Origin of the sequence: Flavobacterium sp. GT3P67 (assembly GCF_004349155.1) — a bacterium.
In the GTDB taxonomy this organism is placed as follows: domain Bacteria; phylum Bacteroidota; class Bacteroidia; order Flavobacteriales; family Flavobacteriaceae; genus Flavobacterium; species Flavobacterium ranwuense.
On record NZ_SMLF01000006.1, the window covers coordinates 88,655 to 108,571 of the forward strand.

17 protein-coding genes are annotated in these 19,917 nt (G+C 35.7%); 10 read left to right on the forward strand and 7 right to left on the reverse strand.

Annotation, left to right across the window (positions count from 1 at the left end; all coding sequences use genetic code 11):
- The first annotated feature begins 6 nt into the window (after positions 1–6).
- Positions 7–288, forward strand: a complete 282-nt coding sequence (locus E0H99_RS10965) for a GNAT family N-acetyltransferase (protein ID WP_131995211.1) — start codon at positions 7–9, stop codon at positions 286–288.
- 74 nt (positions 289–362) lie between these two features.
- On the opposite strand, the gene E0H99_RS10970 is transcribed toward E0H99_RS10965, so the two are convergent.
- The 3 genes from E0H99_RS10970 to hutH are packed head-to-tail and all read right to left on the reverse strand — an operon-like array spanning position 363 to position 3,894.
- On the reverse strand, positions 363–1,655 hold the full coding sequence (locus E0H99_RS10970) for an inorganic phosphate transporter (protein ID WP_131995214.1): 1,293 nt from the start codon (positions 1,653–1,655) through the stop codon (positions 363–365).
- Positions 1,656–1,685: 30 nt separating this feature from the next.
- The gene (locus E0H99_RS10975; protein WP_131995217.1) at positions 1,686–2,330 is read right to left on the reverse strand and encodes a DUF47 domain-containing protein; all 645 of its coding nucleotides are present in this window, start codon (positions 2,328–2,330) and stop codon (positions 1,686–1,688) included.
- A 49-nt stretch (positions 2,331–2,379) separates the two neighbouring features.
- On the reverse strand, positions 2,380–3,894 hold the full coding sequence (hutH, locus tag E0H99_RS10980) for a histidine ammonia-lyase (protein WP_131995220.1): 1,515 nt from the start codon (positions 3,892–3,894) through the stop codon (positions 2,380–2,382).
- A 639-nt stretch (positions 3,895–4,533) separates the two neighbouring features.
- Here hutH and thrA point away from each other — a divergent pair.
- The 4 genes from thrA (at position 4,534) to E0H99_RS11000 (ending at position 11,230) form a co-directional block, all read left to right on the forward strand.
- Positions 4,534–6,981, forward strand: coding sequence for a bifunctional aspartate kinase/homoserine dehydrogenase I (gene thrA / locus E0H99_RS10985; RefSeq protein WP_131995223.1), 2,448 nt, complete (start codon positions 4,534–4,536; stop codon positions 6,979–6,981).
- 96 nt (positions 6,982–7,077) lie between these two features.
- Positions 7,078–8,001, forward strand: a complete 924-nt coding sequence (locus E0H99_RS10990; protein WP_131995226.1) for a homoserine kinase — start codon at positions 7,078–7,080, stop codon at positions 7,999–8,001.
- Between the two features lie 44 nt (positions 8,002–8,045).
- Positions 8,046–9,335, forward strand: coding sequence for a threonine synthase (gene thrC, locus E0H99_RS10995; protein WP_131995229.1), 1,290 nt, complete (start codon positions 8,046–8,048; stop codon positions 9,333–9,335).
- A gap of 464 nt (positions 9,336–9,799) precedes the next feature.
- Entirely contained in the window at positions 9,800–11,230 is a 1,431-nt protein-coding gene (locus tag E0H99_RS11000; RefSeq protein WP_131995232.1) for a hypothetical protein, read from the forward strand.
- A gap of 91 nt (positions 11,231–11,321) precedes the next feature.
- On the opposite strand, the gene E0H99_RS11005 is transcribed toward E0H99_RS11000, so the two are convergent.
- Entirely contained in the window at positions 11,322–12,230 is a 909-nt protein-coding gene (locus tag E0H99_RS11005) for an SH3 domain-containing protein (RefSeq protein ID WP_165930289.1), read from the reverse strand.
- A 543-nt stretch (positions 12,231–12,773) separates the two neighbouring features.
- Between E0H99_RS11005 and E0H99_RS11010 the strand changes: the two genes are divergently transcribed.
- Positions 12,774–13,247, forward strand: a complete 474-nt coding sequence (locus tag E0H99_RS11010) for a hypothetical protein (RefSeq protein WP_131995235.1) — start codon at positions 12,774–12,776, stop codon at positions 13,245–13,247.
- A 332-nt stretch (positions 13,248–13,579) separates the two neighbouring features.
- On the opposite strand, the gene E0H99_RS11015 is transcribed toward E0H99_RS11010, so the two are convergent.
- On the reverse strand, positions 13,580–14,119 hold the full coding sequence (locus tag E0H99_RS11015; protein ID WP_131995238.1) for a YSC84-related protein: 540 nt from the start codon (positions 14,117–14,119) through the stop codon (positions 13,580–13,582).
- 213 nt (positions 14,120–14,332) lie between these two features.
- Between E0H99_RS11015 and E0H99_RS11020 the strand changes: the two genes are divergently transcribed.
- The 4 genes from E0H99_RS11020 (at position 14,333) to E0H99_RS11035 (ending at position 18,653) form a co-directional block, all read left to right on the forward strand.
- Positions 14,333–14,842, forward strand: coding sequence for a GNAT family N-acetyltransferase (locus tag E0H99_RS11020; RefSeq protein WP_131995241.1), 510 nt, complete (start codon positions 14,333–14,335; stop codon positions 14,840–14,842).
- A gap of 147 nt (positions 14,843–14,989) precedes the next feature.
- On the forward strand, positions 14,990–15,493 hold the full coding sequence (locus E0H99_RS11025) for an SRPBCC domain-containing protein (protein WP_131995244.1): 504 nt from the start codon (positions 14,990–14,992) through the stop codon (positions 15,491–15,493).
- Positions 15,494–15,799: 306 nt separating this feature from the next.
- Complete coding sequence (locus E0H99_RS11030; RefSeq protein WP_131995247.1) at positions 15,800–17,329, forward strand: S10 family peptidase; 1,530 nt, start codon at positions 15,800–15,802, stop codon at positions 17,327–17,329.
- Between the two features lie 133 nt (positions 17,330–17,462).
- On the forward strand, positions 17,463–18,653 hold the full coding sequence (locus E0H99_RS11035; RefSeq protein WP_131995250.1) for an NAD(P)/FAD-dependent oxidoreductase: 1,191 nt from the start codon (positions 17,463–17,465) through the stop codon (positions 18,651–18,653).
- 76 nt (positions 18,654–18,729) lie between these two features.
- Here the strand turns inward: E0H99_RS11035 and E0H99_RS11040 are convergent, their stop codons facing one another.
- Together E0H99_RS11040 and E0H99_RS11045 are read right to left on the reverse strand one after the other, a co-directional pair.
- Positions 18,730–19,113: a DUF3037 domain-containing protein gene (locus E0H99_RS11040; RefSeq protein WP_131995253.1), complete on the reverse strand. Its 384-nt coding sequence runs from the start codon at positions 19,111–19,113 to the stop codon at positions 18,730–18,732.
- The gene (locus E0H99_RS11045) at positions 19,091–19,885 is read right to left on the reverse strand and encodes a HipA family kinase (RefSeq protein ID WP_131995256.1); all 795 of its coding nucleotides are present in this window, start codon (positions 19,883–19,885) and stop codon (positions 19,091–19,093) included. Before E0H99_RS11045 ends, E0H99_RS11040 begins: the two co-directional genes overlap by 23 nt.
- Positions 19,886–19,917: the final 32 nt, after the last annotated feature.

Consider the following 19,917-nt stretch of genomic DNA (forward strand, 5'->3'; position numbering starts at 1 on the left):
AAACTCATGATAATTGAACAAATAAACGAAACCAAAAACGGCTATTTTAAAGCTATTCTTAATGAAATAGAAGCCGGAAGAATGACGTATACCTGGGCTGGAATCGATAAATTCATTATCGACCATACCGAAGTAAACCCCGGTTTTGCAGGTCAAAGTGTGGGTAAAAAACTGGTAATGGCAGCGGTAGAATACGCTAGGGAAAACAATCTTAAAATCATGCCTCTATGTCCTTTTGCGAAAAGCGTTTTTGACAAAACTAAAGAAATACAGGATCTTCTGTTTTAAAAAATTTAATTTTTTAGAGCATAAAAAAACCATTCGTTGACGAATGGTTTTTTTTTATGATTGTTATTTTAGCATTAAAGAAAAATACTAAAAATATAGTACAATATTGCAGCCAAAATTGCCGAAATTGGAATAGTTAAAACCCAAGCCCATAATAAGCTAACAGTCATCCCCCAACGTACGGCTGATACTCTTTTAGTAAGTCCAACACCAATGATAGATCCAGTAATAGTATGCGTTGTACTTACAGGCACTTTAAAATGTTCTGTAAAATATAATGTCAATGCTCCAGCAGTTTCTGCGGCAACACCTTCAAAAGAAGTCACTTTTGTAATTTTTGACCCCATTGTTTTGACGATTTTCCATCCTCCGCTTAAGGTTCCTGCCGCAATAGCAGAATAACAAGCTAAAGGAATCCAACCTGGCATTTTAAATGCACCTTCATCGTTTGGCAGTACTACATCTAACCAAGCTGGTAAGGTTTCTTGTGCTACTCCACTAGTATGAATATAAACAGCAACAGCTGCAGCAATAATACCCATCACTTTTTGTGAATCATTCCCACCATGTCCTAAACTAAAGGCTGCTGAAGACAATAATTGCATTTTTTTCAACCATGCCGTAGCTTGATGTAAATTTAAACTACTGAATATTAAACAGAATGTGCTTATTGACAGGACTATAAAAGCCACCAAAAACCATTTGATATTATGTGCTTCAAAAGCGACACTCCAAAAATGAGATTCGAAACGAGGATGTCCTTTCTTTATTATATCTTCATAATAATGCATCTGACTTTCCACAAACCAAATTGTCAAGACCATTAAAGAAGTTGTAAAAATCTTTGGGTAAATACTCTTTTTAGAGGCATTAAGAAGCCATATCGATATCAAGTAAGAGATTAAAGCTCCTAACAATGGTGCCAATATAATAAAAGCAACAATGATTAAAACTCCTGAAGGCATACCACCATCTTTTCCTTCTTTGTACCAAGAAACTACACCAAAACCTGCATGAGCAATTGCTGCTCCGGCAAAACCACCAATTAAGGTATGTGATGAACTGGATGGAATTCCTTGCCACCAAGTAAATAAATTCCAGATGATAGCCGCTATTACACCGGCCAGGATTACAACCAAGTTGATATCCATGGTATTGGCTGTTTTCGCAACAGTATCTGCTACACCAAAACCAAAAACCCAATACGCCAAAAAGTTAAAAAAAGCCGCCCAAACTACTGCTTGGAAAGGGCTTAGTACTTTTGTGGCAACAACGGTTGCTATAGCATTGGCAGCATCATGAAAACCATTAATGTAATCAAAAATTAAAGCCAGGACTATAATAACTATAAGTAGAGTAAATTCCATAATTATAATTTCAGAATAAAACCGATTGAATTAAGAATGTTTTACAGAAATTGATTCTAAAACACTCGCTACACTTTTACATTTATCCGCTGCAGTTTCTAAAACTGACAACACTTCTTTGTACTTAATAATGTTTTTCGCATCCGTTTCGTTTTCAAATAAATCAAGAACTGCTTTATCATAAACATTATCTGATTTATTTTCTAACTTGTTAATTCTAACACAAGCATCAGTAATATTCTTAATTTTTTTCAAATCTCTTAATTCTCTTACCGCAACATCAATATTTTGACAAGCTTCAAGATTGATTTCAGTCAATTTTCTGATCGATTTTGTGATTTTATCCACTTGATACAACTTCATTCTACTTGATGCACCCTGAAGGTTATCCGCAACATTGTCTATTGAAGTAATTAATGCGTGTATATCTTCTCTATCGAATGGAGTAATAAAGTTTCTACTTAACTCTAAATTTGTTTGACGAGTTATGTCTTCTCCTTTTTGCTCTAAAGCATCAATTTTTTGAAAAAGAACATCACGTTCCTTCAAAGGAAGATTTACTGCTTCATGCAAGTTTGTAGCAATTTCAATTAAATTACTAGAAGCTTCCTCAAAAAGAGGGAAGAACTTTTTATCTTTAGGAACCAAAAATTGGAAAAAATTATTTATATTCATTTCATTAAAATTTAGTTCGGCAAAATTACTTCATTATTTAAAGCTAATGTTAAGCTAATGTTAACAAATCGTCTTGGATTTGAAAACTATTTAAAAAAGAAACCGTCTTCTCAATATCGTAATGTAAAATTCGGTCTTCTTTTATCAATGGAACTTCCTCTCGATACGCACTTAAAAACATTTCTATAAAATCACTGGATTGCAACGGTCGTCTGTATTCTATAGCTTGAGAAGCATTCATCAGTTCGATAGCTAAAATTCGTTCTAAATTATCCAAAACGCGTAAGGCTTTTGTAGCAGCATTTGCTCCCATGCTTACATGATCTTCTTGTCCGTTACTGGAAACAATACTGTCAATACTGGCAGGAGTCGCTAATTGTTTATTTTGACTGGCAATACTCGCTGCTGTGTATTGCGGAATCATCAAGCCGGAATTCAATCCCGGATTATCTACTAAAAATGCAGGAAGATTTCGCAACCCAGAAATCAATTGATAGGTTCTACGTTCCGATATACTTCCTAATTCAGCCAACGCAATTGCCATGAAATCTAACGCTAATGCCAATGGCTGTCCATGAAAATTACCTCCGGAAATGATTTGATCACTTTCAATAAATATATTTGGATTATCCGTAACCGAATTAATCTCTGTTTTGAAAACTTTCTTTACGTAATCAAAAGCATCTTTTGATGCTCCGTGAACTTGCGGCATACATCTGAAAGAATACGGATCTTGAACATGTGTTTTTACTTGTTCGATGATTTCGCTTCCTTCCAAAAATCCTTTTATACGATTTGCCGTTACTATTTGTCCTTTATGAGGTCTAATAAAATGAATCAACTCATGAAAAGGTTCTATTCTTCCATCAAAAGCTTCCAATGAAATAGCTCCAATCAAATCTGCTAAATAAGAAAATTTGCTGGTTTTCATCAAAATATGCGCGCCATACGCACTCATAAATTGGGTACCATTTAATAAAGCCAATCCTTCTTTAGACTGCAGCACAATTGGTTTCCAGTCAAAATGTTTTAAAACTTCACTTGAATGTACTTTTTTACCTTCAAAATACACATCGCCTTCACCCAATAATGGTAAAGATAAATGTGCCAAAGGAGCCAAATCTCCCGAAGCTCCAAGAGAACCTTGCGTATAAATTACCGGAAGAATATCATTATTATAAAATTCAATTAAACGTTCCACGGTTTGCAATTGGATTCCGGAATGTCCATAACTCAAGGATTGGATTTTTAGCAACAACATCAATTTTACAATTTCGGCTGGCGCTTCCTCTCCCGTCCCACAAGAATGCGATTTAACTAAATTTTCCTGTAGTTTGGATAAGTTCTCATTTGATATTTTTACATTACATAGCGAACCAAAACCTGTATTTATACCATAAATAGGTTCAGAATGAGAAGCCATTTTTTTGTCTAAATAATCCCTGCATTTTTGGATATTAACTTTGGCTTCTTCAGACAAAGCCAATGATTTATTATGCGAAATTATTTCTTCTAACGTTTCAAAACTGAGTAGCTGAGTACTTATATAGTGTGTATTGTCCATTTTTATTTTCTAATTAAAGGGTAAAATTCAATAAATCTATATTAATAAACAACATTTATTGATGATAATTTAAAATTCAAATCTAAAAACTAACTAACATTAGGTTTTATGCATAAACAGTTACAAATTAATTAACTTAAGATCTGAGATATAAGGTCCTGAAATTAATACGAGTTGCCATAATAAATTTTAGAAATAGTCAATATAACTATTCAAATCAGCTTTATTAAAGGAACTAAATATTTTTATTAAAGTCATTAAACGAATTGCAAATCGTTTAATGACTTTAATAAAAATACGAATAACTCCAACATAGACGCTAAAAATTAACCAATATTCAATAATCCTCTAATTGGAATTAAAAAATTAAAATATTCGCAAAAAACACAATTAAAGGCTTCCCTTTTTATAAAAAACTGTACTTTTGAGAAATCAAATGACAAACAACAGAACAACATATCACACTTCGATAACAACTCAACTTTGGGTTGCTTCTTCTGTTACATTTACTACAACAACTACTACCCCTTAGGGGTATACATTTTACATATAATCCTATTTGTTATATTTTTTTTCTAAAGAAAGAAAGTATTTGAATATATAATAAACATTTGCATTTTTAAAATAAAACAAACAAAAATGAAAGTATTAAAATTTGGTGGGACTTCGGTTGCCAATGCACAAAACATAAAACTGGTTTTAGATATCGTCATCAATAAAGCAAAAGAAGAAAAATTAATCGTTGTAGTTTCTGCTTTTAGCAAAGTAACTGATTTGCTTCAACTTGCTTCCCAAAAAGCCGCTGCCGGCGATGAAAGCTTTAAAGAAATTCTTGCCGATTTAGAGAAAAAACATTTAGACGCCTTAAAAGAACTTATCCCAGTAAGCGAACAGAGCAGCCTGTTAAGTCATATCAAAAGAATTATCAATCATCTTGAAACACTGTTAGACGGTTGTTTTCTTTTAGGTGAATTATCTCCTAGAACCTCGGATACCATTTTAAGTTTTGGTGAATTATTGTCTTCTTACATTATCGCTGAAGCATTAAAACAAAATCTAAAAAATAGTGCTTATAAAGACAGTCGCGAATTGATAAAAACAAATAATCATTTTGGAAAAGCGGTAGTTAATTTTGAAATTTCTAATCAATTAATTGCTGATTTTTTTGCTTCGAATGAGAATCAAGTAGTTGTAATGCCCGGATTTATTGCCGCATCGCTGGACGGAATCAACACTACTTTAGGTCGCGGTGGTTCTGATTATACTGCCGCCATTCTCGCCGGAGCTCTGAATGCAACTGACTTAGAAATTTGGACTGATGTCAACGGAATGTATACTGCCAATCCAAAAATTGTAAAACAGGCACAACCTATTGCATTCATTTCCTATCAGGAAGCTATGGAATTGTCACATTTTGGTGCCAAAGTTTTATATCCGCCAACCATTCAACCGGTGTTGAAAAAAAACATTCCAATTCTTATCAAAAATACTTTTGAACCGGAAGCCGAAGGAACCTATATTTCAAATCAAGAAATGGATCACACAAATCCTGTAAAAGGAATTAGCCATATTGACAATATAACTTTAATTACGCTTGAAGGGTCAGGAATGATTGGTGTTGCCGGTTCATCCAAAAGACTTTTTGAAGTGTTGTCATATGAAAATATCAATGTGATTTTTATTACACAAGCCTCATCGGAACATTCTATTTGTATCGGAATTCTAAATTCTGACTCTGATGTTGCTGAAGATGCGATCAACTGCGCTTTTGAAGTGGAAATTTTACAAAACAAAATCGATCCTTGTATTGTTGAAAAAAACCTGTGCATCATTGCTTTGGTAGGCGAAAACATGAAAAATCATCAAGGTTTAAGCGGTCGAATGTTTAGTACTTTGGGTAAAAATAACGTGAACATTCGAGCGATTGCGCAAGGTGCTTCCGAAAGAAATATTTCGGCAGTAATCAACGAAAGAGATGTAAAAAAAGCACTGAATTCGTTGCATGAAAACTTTTTCGAAGAAAACACCAAACAATTAAACCTATTTGTAATGGGTGTTGGGAATGTGGGGGAGAAATTCATCGAACAAATTTACCAGCAAAATAAATTCCTGAAAGACAATCTGAAAATAAATATAAGGGTTATTGCGCTGTCTAATTCCAGAAAAATGCATTTTGACGAGGACGGAATTTCCTTAAAGAATTGGCAATCAATTTTAGAAAACGGCCAAGCAGCGGACAAAGAAAAGTTTCTTTACAATGTAAAAGAGCTCAATTTACGCAACAGTATTTTTGTTGATATTACTGCAAATGAAAGCGTATCTAAAACCTACGAACAGTATTTAAAACGCAATATTGCCGTAGTGACTTGCAACAAAATTGCCTGTGCATCAGAATACGACAATTATAAAAATCTAAAGAAATTATCCAGAAAATTCAATGCCCCTTTCCTTTTTGAAACCAATGTTGGAGCTGGATTACCCATCATCGATACCGTAAAAAACCTGATTGCTTCAGGTGATAAAGTGAATAAAATTCAGGCAGTTTTATCGGGAAGTTTGAACTTTATTTTCAATAATTTCAATGAAAATAACACTTTTCATAATGTCGTTAAAGAAGCTGGCGTACAAGGATTTACAGAGCCTGACCCAAAGATTGATTTGAGCGGAATTGATGTTGCCAGAAAGATATTGATCCTGATACGAGAAAGCGGTTATAAAATGGAAATTGACGAAATCACAAACGAGTCATTCATGCCTGCTGAATGCTTAGATACTACAAATAACGAAGCCTTTTTTAACTCTTTAATTACACACGCTTCCCATTTTGAAACCATTTATAAGGAAGCATTGAGTAAAGATTCCCGTTTGAAATACGTAGCGCAATTCGAAAACGGAAAAGCAAATGTTGGTTTGCGTTTTATCCCGAAAGACCATCCTTTTTACAATCTGGAAGGAAAAGATAATATCGTATTATTTTTCACGGACCGTTATGTTGACCAACCTTTATTGATAAAAGGTGCCGGTGCCGGAGCTGCAGTTACGGCTTCAGGAATATTTGCTGATGTGATTAGAATTGGAAACATATAATTCAGTCGTAAAGTCGAATGTCGTAAAGTCTGAAAGTTAACCACTTGATTTTATCCACATTCCAAAGACTTTATGACGTTAAGACTTTAAAACTTTATGACAACTATTAAAATATTTTGCCCCGCTACAATCGCTAATCTTTCCTGTGGATTTGATGTCCTGGGGCTTTGTTTAGAAACTGCGGGTGATGAAATGATTATCCGAAAATCACCTATAAAAGGCATTCGCATCACTAAAATAGTGGGTGCCGACTTGCCTTTGGAAACCGAAAAAAATGTGGCTGGAGTATCTGCTTTGGCGATGTTGGAAGCTGTTGAAACGGAATATGGATTCGAAATAGAAATATACAAACACATCAAAGCTGGAAGCGGAATTGGAAGCAGTGCAGCCAGTTCAGCGGGAGCTGTTTTTGGCATCAATGAATTACTCGGACGACCATTTACAAGAAAAGAATTGGTGCAATTTGCCATGCAAGGCGAAAAACTAGCCAGTGGAAACGCACATGCCGATAACGTTGCTCCTGCCCTTTTGGGTGGATTTACGTTGGTAAGAAGTTATAATCCTTTGGATATTATAAAAATTGAAAGCCCGTCCGAATTGTATGCCACTGTCGTTCATCCTCAGATTGAATTGAAAACTTCGGATGCCCGTTCGGTATTGAAGCAGAACGTTTCACTCAAAAGCGCCATCATGCAATGGGGAAATGTCGGCGGATTAATCGCTGGATTGTACACGAAAGATTATGAGTTAATCGGACGTTCGTTGCACGATGAAATCGTGGAACCGTTGCGCAGTGTCTTGATTCCGGGTTTTGATTTAATCAAGCAAACGGCTTTAGAAAACGGAGCTTTAGGTTCAGGAATTTCGGGTTCAGGTCCTTCTATTTTTGCTTTAAGCAAAGGAAAGGAAACCGCTGATAAAATCGCCAAAGCCATGAGTGCAGTTTATGAAGAAATGAATTTACCGTATGAAATTCACGTTTCAAAAGTAAATGATGAAGGGATAAAAATAATTAGTTAATACAACAATAACGAGATTGCTTCGTGCCTCGCAATGACAAAAAAATGAAATATTACAGTTTAAACCATAACGCACCCAAAGTTTCTTTCCAAGAAGCCGTAATACAAGGATTAGCTACAGATAAAGGATTGTATTTTCCGGAAACGATTACCCCTTTAGCACCCGCTTTTTTTGATACTATCGAAAATTTAAGCAATGAAGAAATCGCTTTTAAGGCGATTAAACAATTTGTTGGTGACGAAATCCCAGAAGCAACTTTAAAACAAATCATCGCCGAAACTTTATGTTTTGATTTCCCAGTGGTTGAAGTCGAAAAAGGCATCTATTCCCTTGAACTATTTCATGGCCCGACTATGGCTTTCAAAGATGTAGGCGCGCGCTTCATGTCGCGTTGTTTGGGTTATTTCAATAAAGACAACAAAGATAGCAAAAACACGGTTCTTGTCGCTACTTCCGGTGATACTGGTGGTGCTGTAGCCAGCGGTTTTCTTGGCGTAAAAGGCGTTGAAGTGATTATCCTGTATCCGTCCGGAAAAGTGAGCGATATTCAGGAACGGCAATTGACCACTTTAGGTCAGAATATTAAAGCGCTTGAAGTAGACGGCGTTTTTGATGATTGTCAGGATATGGTAAAGAAAGCGTTCTTGGATGACAGCTTAAAACATAAAAACTTGACTTCGGCGAATTCGATTAATATTGCACGCTGGTTGCCACAAATGTTTTATTTTTTCTTTGCGTACAAAGCATTAAAAAAACAAAACAAACCGTTAGTTTTCTCTTGCCCAAGTGGGAATTTTGGAAACATTTGCGCGGGTATCATTGCTAAAAAAATGGGATTACCAATCGAACATTTTGTAGCGGCTACGAATGTGAACGATACTGTGCCGAGATTTTTAGAAAACGGAATTTATGACCCAAAACCTTCTATCGCCACAATTTCGAATGCAATGGATGTTGGGAATCCAAGTAATTTTATCCGAATTCAGGAAATGTACCACAATGATTTGGAGCAGTTCAAAAAAGATTTTTCATCCTTTACTTTCTCTGATGAGGAAACTTTAGGTGCGATGAAAACCATCTACAATACAGACGGTTACATTGCAGAACCTCACGGAGCAGTTGGATATCTTGGTTTGAAAAAAGAATTACAAAACCACACGGATGCGATTGGGATTTTCTTAGAAACCGCCCACCCAATTAAATTTTTGGATATCGTGGAACCCACTTTAAACGTAAAACTGCCAATTCCTGCACAAATTGAAAGTGTTTTAGGAAAGGAAAAAGTAAGTACTAAAATTAAAACCTACGAGGAATTGAAAGCTTTTTTAGGATAAAATTAGTTCCTCTAAAACAAATAAAAAAACGACTAAGAATTCAATTTTAGTCGTTTTTTTGTACCTAAATAAATCCAGTTATAAAATGGTTCTAAACTTGTATTTTAGAACACAAAAAACAATTCTACCGGTTTTATACATCAATTTTAAATATATAATTATGAGTAATTTACAGGAAAACAAAGCAATAAATTTCGTCACAAAAAAATAAAATTCCAGTTCTGAAAATATAGCTTGAATAATGATTTATTATACCTACTTTTGCAAAAAAATCGAGTTGTCCATTCAAGTCTTGTACGAGGCAAAAAAGCAACTTGAACCCCATTAAAAAAACAACTAAGTATTTAAGAAGCTGTTTGAACTTTACTAAAAAGCAACAGATTAAAAAAATACTTCAAAAAAACTACCTGATAAAGTAGCTTCCCATATCAACATAATTTATTAAAAGAAGGAGAAAAAAGTGTATGACGGATCATAGCATGAATGCTGTTAGTTTTGAAATTGAATTATTGGATAAGCATAAAGATTATAGGAATCAATATAGATCAAATGATTTGTATTGGGGCATAGGAATCGAAAATGAATGTTATTTAGAGTTTGAAAATCATCGTGTGGTGGACAAACATTTTTTGCTGACTAAAGGACTTCATGAAAAGTATAGTGTGAATCATTTTAAGAATTACAAAGAAAATATATACCAGAATTCATTGCAAAAAATATTATCCAATAAAGAATATTATTTGCCGGTACTGATGAACTCCCATTCGTTTACAAAAACGGACATCAACAATCAGCATAAGACTTTTGACCCCATAGACAATGAACCAAATCCTGAATATTCAGGGGAAAGTATCTTTGAAATATTACAAAAAAACAACCCTTATTTTATAGACGAGCTTCAAAAAGAATTCATTTTTGACGGCGACACAGTTGAATTTGTTACACAAAAATTTTACAAAACAGATATTGACTCGGCCATTACTGAACTGGCTACAATAAAACAAGGTTTCATAAACAATTTGCAAAGCGCTTTTCATAAAGAGAAAATCTTTACGGAATACGGCCCCATAAAAATATGTTCTGAAAACCATCCCTTTGCCATATTTATTTCAAACGACACTAATTATTCTGTTTTTAATAACATGACTTATCATTTCAATTTAACTATTCCTACAGAGTTAAATAAGGACGGTGAAATTAAGGACAAAATAGATTTTATAAAAAAACACCAGAAGGCTATTCGATTATTCCAATGGTTGAGTCCATTATTTATGATAAAATTCGGTTCTTCTGATTATTTATCGCATAATGACAGCAGCGTCAATTTAACAAAAGCATCACAACGATGTGCTATGTCAAGATACATTGGGGTGGGCACTTATGACACCAATGTGATGAAAACCGGAAAAATTGTCCAGATGAATTTTGACGAACATCCCATGCATGAGAATCCAATGTGGTGGGTGAACCGTTATTCTGAAATATCAGATTATGAAAAAATTGATAAAATTGGGCTTGACATCAATTTTCACAAGCACAAAAATCATGGCATTGAGTTTAGAATATTTGATTATTTCGACGAAAAACACTTGCAGGAGGTTTTGAATTTTCTTGTTTTTATTATGGATCATGCCCTGTTAAACGAAATCGAAAATCCTATTTGCGATTTGGAATGGAATAACTTTGTCTACGAATCTATTATACACGGCAAAGAAACCTGTGTACCATCGAACCTTATCGTTCTTTTAGAAAAGATATTGTCTATTAAAATAGAATCGAATGATCCTTTATTAATTTACGATCAAATATACAGCAGTTTACACGTTGCCTATTATGAAAAAGGCTTTTGTAGTTCTTTACTAATTAAAAAACAAGCCGCATTACAAATGCAATAGCGCCTTTTTAAAACAAGCCCTACATAATTACACTTCTTGCAGACCGAGACCGCAAGCCTGCAAGAAGTGTAATTGTTCGCAAGGCTTTTATCTAATCGTGATAATAAAAAATCACAGAGGAATACCCTTTTTCCGGATCTTTATTGTTCCACCAATCTTCTCTGATCTCTGAAAAATAATTATAATTATCAGACCCTGCTTGGGACTGTAACGGATAAATTACTTTGCCGTCTTTCCTATAGGCTTTGTCAGTATCAGTTTCCGGAACCACCACTACAATATGCCCTGATTTATTCAAGACAAATCTTTTGGCACAGATGATTCCCACTCCACCATTGGCATTTACTTTCTTTTGAAGTTCATCAACATCATCGATTCTTTCCCATCCAAACTCCTTCGATGATTGCAAAAACCAATCATAGATATAATTTGAATAAAAAGGTTTTACCGTACCATCAAAAACCACAGCCACTTCGTTGCCTTTTTCAAGCTGCTCGATTGCGGTATCAGTCCATCTCAATCTGGGGATATAGACCTTGGCAAAAAAACAATAATCAAAAGTATAAATATTACAATAGGTATCCGATGCATCTTTCTGATACCGGAAACTTTTTGAAACATTCAGCACATTGATTATCTTACGAATTGACGTCAGTTTAGATTCAAGACTTGTTAAATCCCTAAAAGGAATTGAAGGATCGCCAATAGGTTTGTATGTTTCCTCTTTGCTATCCAGACTTGCTTTCGCACCCGGTTCAAAATTAGGTACTTCAATATCCGTACTTTTTTCATTGGTTTCATCAACGAGCTCAATGTCTTTTGAAAACACAAATCCCTCTTTTTCAGTGTTTAAAAGTTTTACTTTCCACCAATCCGATGCTGTTTTCTCAATTAATTTAACGGTATGTCTAAAAGGTATTTGTATTAAAATTTTGGAATTATCATGCGTTGCCGGAAAATCTCTGAGATTTAATGACGTGGTAGCGACTCTATATTTCATACTAATCAGTTCATTATAAATGATTCTACTGCCAAAATACTAAAAACAACCAAGAAAGCACCATAGATAACCATTATTTTAAGATTTTTTTAGAACTAATTCTAAAAACCAATAGTGCCAAACGGCAATAATGAGTCCTATTTAGCCCGAAGAAAAAGGGGAGCGTGCAAGTTAAGATTTAGAAGGAATTGAAAGCTTTATTTGCATAGTATTTAAAGATTTATTCTAAAACACAAAACGGCTGAGAAGTGATTTTTAGTTGGTTTTTTATGAGAATTAGTTTTCTGTAAGTAAAATCATTAAGTTTGAATTTAATATTATTAGAAAGCACGATGTAACATGAATAAAGAACTAAATGGATACGTAATTTATTGCAAAGACACTAACAGAGATGTTCCGTTCGGTGTTGTTTCTGATAAAAAACCAAAATAAGCTACTGACTTAAAAGGATCTAGCTTTTTTTATACCTTGGCTTTAAAATAAAACCATAACTACACTCATAAAATAGGCATTCAGCAATTTTAATAACTAATTAGGAAAATTATGAATACAACAGAGCAGACAACACAAAAGCAATCAAAGTTCAGTATCAAAAATATTTTTCTTCCTGACTACGAAAACTACGAAGGTGTTCGCAGAATCAATATTTATGTCATGCGGCTGTTCTTCGCCCTTATGTTTGTTTTTCTTGCCCCAGAATCATGGAAAGTTATTCTTAGCCATGAAGGTGCGTGGGATCCTACAAGAGCTGTTGCCTGGTGCACTTGGACGGCTTACTCAACACTTGCGATTTTAGGCGTTTTCCACACACTTCGAATGTTACCCATTATGCTTTTTATGATTTTCTACAAAGGACTTTGGCTTATTGTTGTCGCTTATCCTTTATGGTCAGCCGGCACGCTCAAAGGTTCACCAGCCGAAGAAATGACCTATGTGTTCTCGGGAATTATCATACCGATACTTTTCATGCCATGGAAATATGTATTCCAAAAATACATTTTGATAGAGAAGAAATGATTTATAAATAAAATTACTTCTTGTGGAAACTAAAATTTACTCGCTAAAAAACAAAACGGCTGAGAAATATTTCTCCCAGATAGGACCAGCGCAATGTCATTAATTTAAGAAAAAAAATCCAATGATTGCTGATTTTTGATTAACGATTCTTGATTTCAGACGTGATAGTCCCCTTAAAATCGACAATCTTATATTTACCAATACAAAATCAGAAATCTGCAATCGTTACTCTTCAATCTAAAATATCTTAACTTACTGACATTGCGTTCGCGCTAGCAGAATAAAACACATTTTTTGCCTAAATCGCTCGGATTTCAACAGCAAAAATAGTGTTACAGCTTATTAAACTTAAACTTCTGCCCACCAATCGATGCCTCATACATCAGTCCACCCTTCTGCATGGTGAACACCATAACGCCTTCCGTATATTTTACATTCGCTGAGGCGCCTTCCGTCACGGCTACTGCGGAAGCTTGTGCGGAAAACTCGAATTTGCTCTCTTTAAACCGTTCCAATTCCTTTCTTGACTCAAAAAATATTACCTCCCGATACGCTTGTCCACCGGCCTGGAATCCTATGCTCACTTGTGTCAACTTTGCCATGCCTATCCTCTTGTTCTGTTCATAGACAACCCCGTTGCCTGCTGCTCCTCCAATACCGATTCCTCCCTTTCCAACATTGGGAAAGATGACATAGCCAGACGCTTTTTCAAAAAGTGCTTTCATCAGCGGGTCACTTTTAATGAACTCCGCCTTTGCTGTTTTGCTGTCAGCAATAATTTTATTCTTTTTAGCGGTCGATTGCCCGAATATTGGCGCTATGCTTATTACGCAAGCCATCACTATTACCCAAATAATATTTAAATTTTTCATAATTATATATTATTAAATTGTTGTAAATTCTCTTTATTCAAAGGTAAAAAAAAAATTCTTATTTAATAACTAAATATACTGATTATCAATACTATATAAATCATTTTATTCATTTAACAAATAATTATTTTATCAAAAAAAGGAAGTGATTAATCCCTTTTTTCTACCTTTGAAAAACAACAAAGCAATAACCCAAGAATAGAAGTATTATCTATGATTACAAAAGCAACAGTAGAAGACGTTTCCCTATTAAATACATTAATCAATTCAGCCTATCGAGGGGAATCGTCTAAAAAAGGATGGACCACTGAAGCAAACCTTTTAGAAGGACTCCGAACCACTGAACAGGAACTGACTGAAACGATTCAAGACCCAAAAAATACCATTCTAAAATTTACGGAGAACAATCAGATTATAGGTTGTGTATTGTTGATTGAAAATGAGCAGCAATTGTATTTAGGAATGCTGACGGTTTCGCCTGAGTTACAAAATAGTGGCGTAGGAAAAAAATTATTGCAACAGGCTGAAATTCATGCTTCGGCATTGGGATTACCTAAAATTGTAATGACTGTAATATCTGTTCGGGAAGAATTGATTTCATGGTACAAACGCAACGTTTATATTGACACTGGAGCAAGAGAACCTTTTCCGGTAAGCGATGTTCATATTGCAATTGCGGAACAGCCTTTGGAATTTGTTGTTTTGGAAAAAAGGATTTCATAGTCTTTATTAATTGATTATTCATGAATTAGATGCTAATTTGAGTAAAATAAACTAACTTTAATGGTTCATTTTCATTCCGAAAAAAAAGGAATGACAACTGCTTCAATCAATTAGACCAAGTAGTAATCAATCATAAATCAAAATAAAATGGCAACTAATAGCAAAACACTTGTTGTAAAAGATTTAAAAGAAAAATCAATTCTTGTATCCAGAACATTTAGTGCCCCGCTTGAAAAAGTTTGGCGTGCGTATACTGAAAGTGAATTATTGGAACAATGGTGGGGACCACAACCTTGGAAAGCCGTAACCAAAACGATGAATTTTTCTGTTGGCGGTTATTGGTTGTACGCTATGGTGGGTCCCGAAAATGAAAAACATTGGGGACGAATGGACTATACAGCCATAACACCCAATTTAAGTTTTGAAATTAAAGATAGTTTTTGTGATGAAGAGGGAACTATAAACAATTCCTTGCCGGTTTCTACAGGAACTATTGCTTTTGCTAAAACAGAATCGGGTACTTTGGTTGAATTCAAGATGTTTTATTCCAATGAAAAAGAGATACAAACCATGATTGAAATGGGCTTTGAACAAGGTATTACCGCTTGTCTCGAGCAATTGGAAACGTTATTTCAAGAAAATAAAATCTAGCGATAATCAATCGAATATCGATATTTCTATCCATCTTCGGGTTGCTCGCGTAAGGGATTGCGGCGGCATCTTTTATTTTTTTCTTTAAAAAAATAAAAATACAGCCAAAAGCCCGACCCCAAAGCTGCAGATACGTAAATGGAAAAGGGAATTTTCTGCTTTGGGGTTACGCCCAAATAGGGTTTCATGGTTTGAAAATTACTATTCTGCTTTCCGCTTTTTGTCACTCTATTAAAAAGCAATATATTAGTGCTTTCAAAATTGTATCAGAAAAACAGTATTGAAATACCCCAAACCAATCTCTTTATGAAAAAAACAGTACTATCCTTGGTCTTCGTTGGATTTTTTGCGGCTTTACATGCCCAACCACAAAAAACACCTACAACACCTGTCGTTCCAAAAGAAGAAAATTCTGCTTCAAATCTTACTTTCAATCCGGATTCGCAAGTGGTAACGGAACATAGTACGACTATCAAAGGTCAAAAAGTGCCCTACAAAGCCACCACTGGTACGATGCCGGTTTGGGACGAAGATGGAAAGGCAATTGCCGGTTTATTTTACACCTATTACGAACGCTCCGATATAAAAGATCGTGCTGCCCGCCCTTTGGTTATTTCCTTTAATGGTGGTCCAGGTTCGGCTTCGGTTTGGATGCAGATTGCGTATACAGGTCCAAGTTTGATTAATATTGATGATGAAGGCTATCCGTTACAGCCTTATGGAATCAAGGAAAACCCGTATTCAATTTTGGATGTTGCCGATATTGTTTTTGTAAATCCGGTCAATACTGCGTATTCAAGAGCAACGAGTAAAGAAATACCAACTACTAAATTCTTTGGTGTAAATGCCGACATTAAATACCTCGCCGATTGGATCAATGGATTTGTATCCCGAACCAATCGCTGGGCTTCGCCAAAATATCTTATTGGCGAAAGCTATGGTACCACACGAGTTTCAGGACTTGCTCTCGAGTTGCAAAACAGCGAATGGATGTATCTGAACGGTGTTATTTTAGTATCGCCAACTGAATTGGGAATCACTCGTGGTGTCGCTTCTGAAGCGGCATTGAAACTGCCTTATTTTGCCGCTACGGCCTGGTATCATAAAATGCTGCCTTCTGATTTACAGAATAAAGATTTAACAGCCATGTTACCGGAAGTAGAAGACTTTACGATAAATGAACTGCTACCCGCATTAAGCAAAGGAGGCGCATTAGACGACCAAAAAAGAAAAGAAATGGCTGCTAAAATAGCACGCTATTCCGGACTTTCGGAAAAAGTGGTTTTGCAAAATAATTTAGATGTTCCCTATGATTATTTTTGGAAAGAATTGTTGCGCGATCAAGGGTTTACCGTAGGAAGATTAGATTCCCGCTATAAAGGAATTGACCGTAAAGCGGCTGGTGACGGACCCGATTTTAACGCAGAACTTACTTCTTGGCTCCACTCCTTTACTCCTGCCATTAATATGTACTTGCGCAATAATCTAAACTACAAAACCGATTTCAAATACAATATGTTTGGCTCCGTGAGACCTTGGGATGATTCAAATGATAAAACCGGAGAAAACCTGCGTCAGGCCATGGCGCAAAATCCGTATTTACATGTAATGGTTCAGTCCGGATATTATGACGGAGCCTGCGATTATTTCAACTCGAAATACAACATGTGGCAAATGGACCCAAGCGGAAGACTAAATGACAGAATGTCTTGGAAAGGCTATAGAAGCGGTCACATGATGTACTTAAGAAAAGTAGATTTGGAAACTGCTAACGAAGATATCAGACAATTTATAAAACAATCCTTGCCTAAAGCCGGAGAATCTGCAAAATATTAGGTTTGGTATTATTTTTATAAAAAGGCTGTTCAAAATGATTTTGAACAGCCTTTTTTTTTGCTTTACAATTACAATAACTAATATAAAAATCCATATCAGCCTTAATGGGTAAAACAAAGCCTATTTTTGTGGCGTGAAGAAATCAGTTTCAATTATTGGAGGAGGACCCGCAGCACTTATACTCGCTGCATTACTCGATTGTCAGAAATTCAAGGTTACCATCTACGAAAAAAACAAAACACTGGGAAGAAAATTTCTGGTGGCCGGAAAAGGAGGATTTAACCTCACCCATTCGGAACCGATTGCTGAACTTATAGCACGGTATACACCACCGCATTTTCTGGAAAAAGCACTCCTTGATTTTGATAACGACGATTTCCGGAATTGGATTGATTCCATTGGTATTCCAACCTTTATCGGCAGTAGTAAACGTGTGTATCCCGAAAGCGGCATCAAACCCATAACGGTGCTCAACGCAATTCTGAATGTTCTCGATAAACAAGGTGTTGTCATTCAATATCAACATACTTGGACGGGTTGGACGAACAACGATGATATCGTTTTTAATACGGATACAGAAATAAAATCAGACTATACCATTTTTGCCCTCGGCGGTGGGAGCTGGAAAGTAACCGGTTCAGATGGTATCTGGCTTGATTTATTCGAAAGGCAAGATATTGCTATCGTTCCTTTTCAATCATCAAATTGTGCGTATCGTGTGAACTGGCCGGAAGATTTCATCTTGGAACACGAAGGCAGTCCGCTTAAAAACATAGCCATTAGTTGTTTGAACAAAAGGCAAAAAGGCGAAGCGGTTATCACTCGTTTTGGTTTAGAAGGCAATGCTATTTATGCTCTTAGTCCACAAATTAGGAAGGAACTTGAAAGCCAACAAAAGGCCAGCATTTTTCTGGATATGAAACCAACATTGCGTTATGATGATTTGCTTCAAAAGATCAAAAAATCAACCTTAAAAAAGACGAGCGAAACATTACAAAAAGGGGTAAAATTGAGCCCTGCACAGATTGGGCTTTTGAAAAAATACCTTTCGAAAGAAACCTACCTGAATCCGGAATTATTGGCCCAAAATATTAAAAAATTGAGCCTAGAAATCACTGGTTCTGCCCTACTGAACGATGCGATATCCACAACAGGTGGTATACAACTGAATGCTGTGGATGAAAATTTTCAATTAAAAAATAAGAAAAGTCATTATTGTATTGGCGAAATGCTGGACTGGGACGCGCCCACCGGCGGCTATCTTCTTCAGGCTTGCTTTAGTATGGGCATGCATCTTGCGCGTCACCTGAATAGCATCTCTTAAATTTTATGGATTATAGTGTGGATTCCAAAAAAGTATTTTAATTGCGAAATGACTTTCCAACAGTTTTAAAATTTATTTACAATACCATTTCTTCAAATAAACGTTGCGCTGTTTGTTCCAAATCATCACACAATCCCGGATGTGGTCTTGAGGTTTGAATGGCAGAGCTGCGAAGTGCAGTCAACCAACGGAAACGTGATGGAATATCAAATTGTCCTATTGGTCCGCCTGATTTTTCGCCATGCGCCACTTTCTCAAATGCCTGTAAATTTAAATGCAATTGTTCTAAATCTAAATCGGCTGAAAATAGTTGTAATTTGGCTTCATTCATCGAGCAGAGCACTTTTATAAACTTCGCTTTTTTACAAAAGAGAATAATACCCACATTGAGGAATTCTTCGCGTTCTACCCTTGGTACAACCCGGATTACGGCATACTCATATAAGTGCTTCTCTTGCATTTTGTGCTTCGTTTATAAAAATTTCGGAATGGTTCAAACGTATGGATAAAAACTGAAAATAGACTTCCCGAATGGCTTCGGGAGTTTCATCGGTATCTTCCCAATTTAACCATACTTCTGGAATAAGATTCACGATATTCTGTAATACCTCTTTCGTCAATATTTTTTTGAATAGTAAATCAGTTTCTGGCAACAAGGAAGCTTGAGGCAACAATACATGGTCTTTTATCAATGCAAAAGGACTTTGTGCGTGCTTTTCCCAATTGGTCCACGAATGATGAAAATAAAGACTGGCACCATGATCGATCAGCCATAATTCTTTATGCCAAATCAACATATTGGTGTTTCTAAATGTTCTGTCCACGTTTGTAATAAAAGCATCTAACCAAACAATTTGGGAAGCTAGTTTTGGGTCAACCAAAGTGACAACAGGATCAAAATTTATGGCCCCCGATAAATAATGCAATGCCAAATTGAGTCCCTGACTGCCTTGAAGCAAGTCCTGAATTTCTTCATCGCCTTCTGAACGTCCAAAAGCTTCGTCAAGATTTGCGAAAACAAGTTCCGGCATTTTTAGATTTAAAACACGGGCAATTTCCCCGCCAATTAATTCGGCAATCAAGGCTTTTACACCGTGTCCGGCACCTTTGAATTTCAATACATATTTAAAATCATCATCGGCTTCAGCGAGCGCAGGCAAAGAACCGCCTTCCCGCAAAGGAGTGATGTATCGCGTAACATTTACGGTTCTAAGATGGGGTGTTTTTTCCATAATCGAATTGGATAAAGCAATTTTGCTTGGAT